The sequence below is a fragment of the Streptomyces sp. NPDC093064 genome, from assembly GCF_044754605.1.
In the GTDB taxonomy this organism is placed as follows: domain Bacteria; phylum Actinomycetota; class Actinomycetes; order Streptomycetales; family Streptomycetaceae; genus Streptomyces.
In genome coordinates this window covers 1-3,913 of sequence record NZ_JBIVPK010000126.1, presented here as the reverse complement: position 1 = coordinate 3,913, position 3,913 = coordinate 1, and the positions used below count along the sequence as shown (strand labels likewise).

The 3,913-nt window shown below is 66.5% G+C and carries 4 protein-coding genes and 1 pseudogene; all 5 read left to right on the top strand.

Annotation, left to right across the window (positions count from 1 at the left end):
- Positions 1-387 precede the first annotated feature (387 nt).
- Positions 388-675: pseudogene (locus ACIQFZ_RS43220) on the top strand (MFS transporter); the annotation flags it as partial.
- Positions 676-1,166: 491 nt separating this feature from the next.
- A complete protein-coding gene (locus tag ACIQFZ_RS43215) occupies positions 1,167-1,403 on the top strand; it encodes a winged helix-turn-helix domain-containing protein (RefSeq protein WP_402693978.1) in 237 nt (78 codons plus the stop codon).
- Between the two features lie 101 nt (positions 1,404-1,504).
- A complete protein-coding gene (locus ACIQFZ_RS43210; RefSeq protein WP_402693977.1) occupies positions 1,505-2,350 on the top strand; it encodes an IS5 family transposase in 846 nt (281 codons plus the stop codon).
- A 272-nt stretch (positions 2,351-2,622) separates the two neighbouring features.
- Entirely contained in the window at positions 2,623-3,042 is a 420-nt protein-coding gene (locus ACIQFZ_RS43205) for a hypothetical protein (RefSeq protein WP_402693976.1), read from the top strand.
- 251 nt (positions 3,043-3,293) lie between these two features.
- The coding region (locus ACIQFZ_RS43200) for a pyridoxamine 5'-phosphate oxidase family protein (RefSeq protein WP_402693975.1) at positions 3,294-3,913 on the top strand (620 nt) is incomplete at its 3' end.

Sequence of the window (3,913 nt, the reverse complement as noted above, 5' to 3'; positions counted from 1 at the left end):
ACCCCAGAACAGCACAGGCATACACCCTTCACTTCGAGATGATCAAGGAAGGCGGCCTTGACACCACCAACGGTGGCTAAACGCAACGGTGTTGCACGAGAAGGGACACGACCCGTCCGAGCTGAGGGCCACGGCCCTGGCGCACCTCCTGCACCGGCTGGTAGGCGTGCTCGACGAGCCGTCAACCTGTCGGTGCGCACCGGTGGCACGGTCCGGTTCATCGCCGGCGTCGAATGCGCCCGGACCCTGCGGGTGGGCTCTCGCGAGGGCATGGCTTTCCGGCGCACCGGACCATCGCGGGGATGCCGCCGACCGGGTTGCCCGGCCAGGAACTCGAAGAGGTCTACGCGGCCGAGCGGTACGCGACCGGTCGAGCGCCCCGACCTGCTCTTCATGGCCGCCGACGGAGGACTCACCATCGTCCTGCGCACCCTCCGCTCGCAGGTCATCCCACCCGCGGCCTTCGGCACGACCCTCTCCCTGACCATCCTGCTCCTGCTGCTGCCCTTCCCCATCGCGGGCATCCTTCTCGCCCTCACCCCAGCGCCCTATCTCACCGACGTCATCCGGGTATGCGCCCTGCTGCAGGCACTGGCCCTGCTCGTCACGTTCATCCGACTGCGTAACGACCCGGTCCTCCGAGGCCGGACATCACCAGCCCACCACGCGGCCTGACTTGGCCATTCAGCTGTCAAAGCGCCAGTTCGACAACAAGCGCCGCGATCCTTCCCAACCCGTATAGCGGCCCCGGTCCAAGACCCAGGCAGCACGGTGGAGCCAGTCCCAGCTGTAGACGCTGTGCAGCCGCTGCTCACCACCCTTGGCGCAGCGGCTGCACACGGCCGGCTGGTCCAAGAAGGCAGCCCGTCAGAGCGTTGCACTACTCGGTGCCGTGGCGCGGAGCTCCGGCGGGAAGTGCCCCCAGTCATACCGTTTGAGGTCGCGGACGCCGTAGGGAAGTTCAGCTCCCTGCTCGCTCAACCGGCGTGGAAAAATCAGGTCGTTGACGCGTGCCCAGCGCAGGATAGTGAGGCTGAGAACTGCTCCGCGGCCTCAAGCCGTATCCGTTCACGAAATGCCCGCCGCTCAGCGGTCAGGCCCCCACCCTGCGCATACCGCATAGGAACGGCATACCGCAGGGATAGCTGTCGGAGGCCCAGGTCGCGGTGCTGGAGGAGGAGTTGGGCAAGGGGCCGGCAGCTCACGGGTTCGAGGACCAGCGGTGGACGCTGGCCCGGATCCAGGAGGTGATCTCGCGCCGGTTCCACTTGAGCCTGTCGGTGACGACCGTGTGGCGGCTGTTGAAGCGGCACGGCTGGTCCTGGCAGGCGCCGACCCGGCGTGCTCTCGAACGGGACGAAGACGCCTGCGCGACGAGGAACTCACAGGGTCACGGCCTTTGAGAGGGCATTCTGAGCCGGTATGGCGGTTTTGCAATCGCCTGATCGTGTGGGTTTGGGCGGTTGGGGCTGGTCCTGCTGCTTGGTCCTGCTGGGCTGTTCGGGTGAGTGACCGCAAGCCCTACAAGAGCGACCTGTCCGATGAGCGGTGGGCGCTGATCGAGCCGGTGATCTCGGCGTGGAAAGCCGGCCACCCGTCGCCGACGGGGCATCAGGGCCGTTACGAGATTCGGGAGATCGTCAATGCGATCCTGTACCAGGGCAGGACCGGCTGCCAGTGGGACTATCTCCCGCACGACCTGCCGCCGAAGTCGGCCGTCTACTACTACTTCGCGGCGTGGCGCGACGACGGCACGGACGTGAAGATCAATGACCTGCTGCGCTGGCAGGTCCGCGAGAAGGCCGGGCGGTCGGAGGACCCGAGTCTGGTCGTGATGGACACCCAGAGCGTTCACGCGGCGGTAAACGTGTCCGCGGCCACGACCGGGAAGGATGCGGCCAAGAAGGTGCCGGGTCGTAAGCGCGGACTGGCGGTCGATGTCCTCGGCCTGGTCATCGCCGTGACCGTGCTGGCCGCAAGCGCCCACGACAACGCGTTCGGCATCGCGCTGCTCGGCCAGGTCGCCCCCATCGGCACCGTCAAGAAGGCGCTGGTTGACCAGGGCTTCAAGAAGACCGTCGTCGAGCACGGCACCACGGTCGGTATCGACGTCGAGATCGTCGAGCGGAATCCCGCCGACCAGGGCACCGGCTTCGTTCCGCAGGCCAAGCGCTGGATCGTGGAGCAGACGCTCGGTGGCAGCGATCAAGTGCGTCTACATGGCCGTCATGAGCCTGGACCCGACGGGGCAGGCCCGCAAACGCTGGTCACAGCGATGGAAGGCCGCACTCAACGCCTTCGAAATCACCTTCGACGGTCGGCTCTCCGCCGCCCGCCGCTAACCCACTAACAACTCCAGAACCACCGTTAACTTTACAGACCCCTACGACGAGGCGAAGGCCTTCCCCAGCCAGCAGCCGACAGAGGTCCCCGCTCAGGCCGCTTGACGCGCCAGCCGCGTGGGATGTCTGCCGAGTACGCACAGACCGGAGGCCCTGGAGAGATCCGGGGCCTCTGGCGTTTCAGAGGTAAGCGGCTCCCGGCCGAAGTCGCTGCATCGACCGCTATGTAGGGTGCGGCACACACTGGGGCGGGGCAGCTACTGGGGGAGCCGTGAGCGGAATGAAGGCTGATCAGCACTTCGATGTGCGACCGTGGCACGTCTTTGCGTTCGGTTCGGCGCTTGGGTTGGCCGCGCTCTTCGAGCGGGTGCAGGGCTTCCGGTCGGGCCGCCAATACGTGCTGTGCCACCAGTCACCAACCCTGAACCACCTCACGCTCGTGGCTCTAGCGCTGGTCGCAGGAGTCTTCCTGACGGCCGTCGTCGGCGCGGCGACAGCGACCGTGAGGAGCAAGCCTTCGCGGCCCCCGTTCCTCATTGCTTGCATGGTGGCCGCCCTAGCCCTCGTGGTGGCAGCCGACAGGGTGGACGCCGGCAGCGAACAGCGGGCAGCGAACATGGTGGCCGAGCGCCCCAGCGAGAACAACTGCGACTACACGCCACAGGTCTACTCAGCCACTCCCGGTTGGTTCTCTTGGTGATCAGCCGCGGGCCGGGTGATGAGGGGGACGGGTCTGCGCTCGACACCTTCAGGGGCCGTTCACATGCGCGGTGGGTGTGGGATTTGAACCCACGGTGACTCGCGTCACGACGGTTTTCAAGATTGCTCACGTGGTCGGTCCCCGGCTTCCCCGCTTCCACAACACCGTGCCCGATGTCCGCCTCCGATGAGAAGGCGCCAGCACTCAGACCAAGCTGAAGCTGAGCACAGGATTAGCGTCAAAGTGACGAAATGTTAAGCCGCATCGGACGGACGGCGGTACCGGGCTCGCTAGGCCATCAACGTGTCCCCGTACGGATCGACGGCACTGAGCCGGCCGGAGACTCCGAGGAGCTGGAGCGAGCCGAGTGCATCGGCCAACGGGTCGCCGTGCCCGTAGGAGCTCCGCAGGAGTGGTTCTGTTCACGAGTGTCGACACGTGTTCAGCAGTTCGGGAGGCACCCAGACCGCGCCGTGTTCGATATTCATGAGAACCGACAGCGCCCGGATCACTGGCAGACGACCCTTCTGAAGTTCCGTCTCGCATCGACGCGTGGCTGCGGATCCGGCGTGTCGGCGAACGGGCGCGGGCGGCATTCGCGTCGGGCCGAGCGATCCGTAGTGGGAGGTGCGGCGGCAGCGCGCCTGCGGGTACCTGAACCGCAAGGCGTAGCCCTGCGCCCTGGCCTGACCTCTCAGTCGGCCAAATCCAGGTGCGAGACGATCCGGGCGGCAGATAGCTTCGCCCGAATGACAGCCATGCTGAATGATTCCGTCCGGGCGCTGCTCGATGCGCCGGTTCCCGCCGTCCTCGCCACTGTCAACCCGGACGGAAGCCCGCAGACGTCGGTGGTCTGGGTTGGCCGCGACGG